Below are 3,167 nucleotides of genomic sequence, written 5' to 3'. Positions count from 1 at the left end.
ATATAGATAAGGACTACTATCTACGGTTCCTTTTAATGATATTACTTTATTATATAGTCCTGAAAACATTTTGTGGATTTCATCAAGATTATCCACTGTAGCCTTCGGTAGGTTAACATTAGATAGAGATGCTACTGTCTTAAGAAAATCTGTATGTTCACTTGAAATACGAGTCCATAGTTGAAGTTCATTAAAAGTACATGGAAACTGGTTTAAATAAGTATAACAATACATTGGTTACCTCCAGAAAAATAATACACGTATATAGTATATGAGATTTGTATAAATAAGTTACATGTTAAACAATCTATGAAGAATAATATTCTTATATTATCTATATGAACATAGTAACAAACCAAAAAGTAGAATAATATAAATTGTAAATATTATGTTGGGGGTACTTATGTACGAATACCGTTGTAAAGACTGTGAAAATCTTGGACAATGTATGCCTATGATGAATATGCCCATGATGAATATGCCTATGATGAATATGCCTATGATGAATATGCCCATGATGAATATGCCTATGTATGATGAAAATGATGAAGACTTAAAAAACATGTATCCTAAAATTTATATCAGAATATATCCCATGGTAAAGCACCATTGTGATATGATGATATCCTGTTATGGACCTATGTATTGCCCCGGCAATGATGAAATGGATCATATGTGTAAAGAAGTATGTGACAAATACGAAAAATATTATAAGGATGACGAAGATGACGAGGATGAAGAACATCACGAACATCACGAACATCGAGAGGATCCCAATTATGATGATATAAGACAAAGACGTCGCTTTAGCAGACGTGGAGTTGGGGATTTAGCCAGGATACTGTTTATTGGCGATTTACTTGGAAGAAGAAGACGTAGAAGATTTTTCGATCATAATTTCGATCATAATTTCGATCATGATTTCGATCATGGACACCATCATGGATATTAATATAAATGTCAATAATATTATGAAATGAGTCAGTCATCGTATAGCATTTGAATGTAGTAAATGATAGTTAATAGCCATTCTCCTCTAGAGAGAGTGGCTATTTGTTAATTTTTTTATATTACTAAGCTTCATATCCTTTAGGAACAGTTTCTACACCCTTCATACTACATAAAATAGATCTTATATATGTCAATTTGAAGCTTATAGGGAAGGACCCCCTTATGTTTCTGAATATCCAGGTTATTACAACACAGAAATCGCAGCTGACACTAAATTTCCATTATGGTTTAAATGAACATTTATAATTGAAATCAATAATATGAAGAAATTATATAATATTGTAGCTAAAAGTAGTAGAAGTCAAATTTTAGAAACTACGGAAAATGTCAAAAGCTTCTCATTTTCATACAGTAATCGTAGTATTACTCACCTCTATGTTCATTTACTTCATTATAATCTTTCATCCTTATATTATTTATGTCACAGTATATCTTTATCTGAATAACATAGAGTAGCAGTTAGAAAAATTGATACTGCTAGGAGGTAATACTATGTATAGTTATTGGCACGCTGATATGAGCGAATATGATAAACAACAACGTAACAAGTGCGTCAGACATGAATGTAATGAATGTGAAAGACATGAATGTAATGAGTGCAAAAGACGTGAACGCAATGAGTGTGAGAGACATGAATGTAATGAGTGCAAAAGACGTGAACGTAATGAATGTGAGAGACATGAATGTAATGAATGTGAGAGACATGAATGTAATGAGTGCAAAAGACATGAATGTAACAAGTGTGGTTGATCTTTCTTAAAATTTGGACAAGCCATAAATAAAACTTGTTTTTTATTTATGGTATGAATTAAAATAAGGATGTCGTGAAAGGATAAATTTCACGACTCTTTATATATATATTTATCCAAATTGCAATTGTTAGTTTTTTCATTTTCTATAAATATTCCTTTTGACCAATACAGCAATAGCATTTAACCTAAAATCAAGTCCTACAGTTTTGTTATTATAAAAATGATTAATTATTAAGTCCAAATCTTTCAGTTGATGATTTTATAGCAGCTTTACTATAGTGGCTTGACAATAAAACGTTAAAGCTTCTACAATATCTTCTGCTGGATTATCTACATCTACATTCCAATATGGATAGATTAAAATACTCATTAATGTTCAAGAAAGACTTGGACATAGCGAAATAGCCACCACTATAGACACTTATTCTCATGTAACCTTAAAAATAAAAAATGATACTGTAACTATTCTTGGAAATATAATTGCCACCCAAAAATAATTAAGGGTGGCATATAGACATATTTTAAGGGATAGTCGCTAGTCAAACCTAGTTATTTCAACGTTAATTTACACACACACTCAACATGCGCAGTTTATTTATATCTCGTATTTTAGCTTATCTAAATATATTTTATAATACTTTGTGAGCACTGATATAATGCCATATATGGGATATATAATAATTTTTAAGCTCTACAATTATTTAAGTATATCTAATCATATTTTATGGACCGGTGGCAAACGGGTGGCATTGCCACCATAAAACTCAACTATTTAAAGAAAAAATATCAACACTTCAGTTAATCCAAAAAATCACTGGAAGAGATTTTTCAAAATGCCCACACTGTGGTTCAGACAAACTTTAGCAAACATAAGTTGTCCATTTCATTTCCAACTTATGTTAGTTCCTCCGAGGTGCTAGGAGGTAACTGGAAGTTAGCTTCTTGCTACTAAAGATTTATGGAACAGATTACTTTATTGATTGGGCAATTAAAAACTATTTAGTAAAAGGAGTTATATTATCTGAAGATGTTATCGGCACAAATGCTATTTCTCTTGGTTTAAAATATAAGCAACCTATATCAGTGATTGGAGAAGAGCACTTTTCTGAGTTTGCAATAGATATTGCCGCGTATTTTTCACCTGTAATTTTAGAACAAGATATAAATGAGACTATTGTTTATGGTGGAGTAGCAATACTAGGACCTACAGACAAAAGAGATCCTAACCTTCTTATGACAGCTATAGCTATTTCAAGGGAAATTAATCTTCAATTATTTTGGTTTAATAGTATAACAACTATTACTAGCGCTATAAAGGGTTATGGAATAATAGGTATAGATCAGTCTAGTGGAAAAAACCATGTACTTTTTAATAATAAAAATGTATTTGACATATTAAATATT

At 30.8% G+C, this 3,167-nt stretch carries 4 protein-coding genes; 3 read left to right on the top strand and 1 reads right to left on the bottom strand.

The features are described 5' to 3' along the window. Positions 1-234: DUF2935 domain-containing protein (locus VIM70_RS00035; RefSeq protein ID WP_331942903.1), on the bottom strand; the 234-nt coding region annotated here is incomplete at its 3' end. A gap of 169 nt (positions 235-403) precedes the next feature. On the opposite strand from VIM70_RS00035, the gene VIM70_RS00030 reads away from it, so the two are divergent. The 3 genes from VIM70_RS00030 to VIM70_RS00020 all read left to right on the top strand — a co-directional run. Continuing rightward, a complete protein-coding gene (locus VIM70_RS00030; protein ID WP_331942902.1) occupies positions 404-952 on the top strand; it encodes a hypothetical protein in 549 nt (182 codons plus the stop codon). A 551-nt stretch (positions 953-1,503) separates the two neighbouring features. Continuing rightward, on the top strand, positions 1,504-1,761 hold the full coding sequence (locus VIM70_RS00025) for a hypothetical protein (RefSeq protein WP_331942901.1): 258 nt from the start codon (positions 1,504-1,506) through the stop codon (positions 1,759-1,761). A gap of 944 nt (positions 1,762-2,705) precedes the next feature. Beyond that, a partial coding sequence (locus VIM70_RS00020; RefSeq protein WP_331942900.1) for a hypothetical protein occupies positions 2,706-3,167 on the top strand: 462 nt, incomplete at its 3' end.

It is taken from the genome of Clostridium sp. (genome assembly GCF_036569345.1).
GTDB lineage: Bacteria > Bacillota > Clostridia > Clostridiales > Clostridiaceae > Clostridium_AD.
Note: the sequence above shows the minus strand (reverse complement) of the source record. Positions and strands in the feature narration are given on the sequence as shown.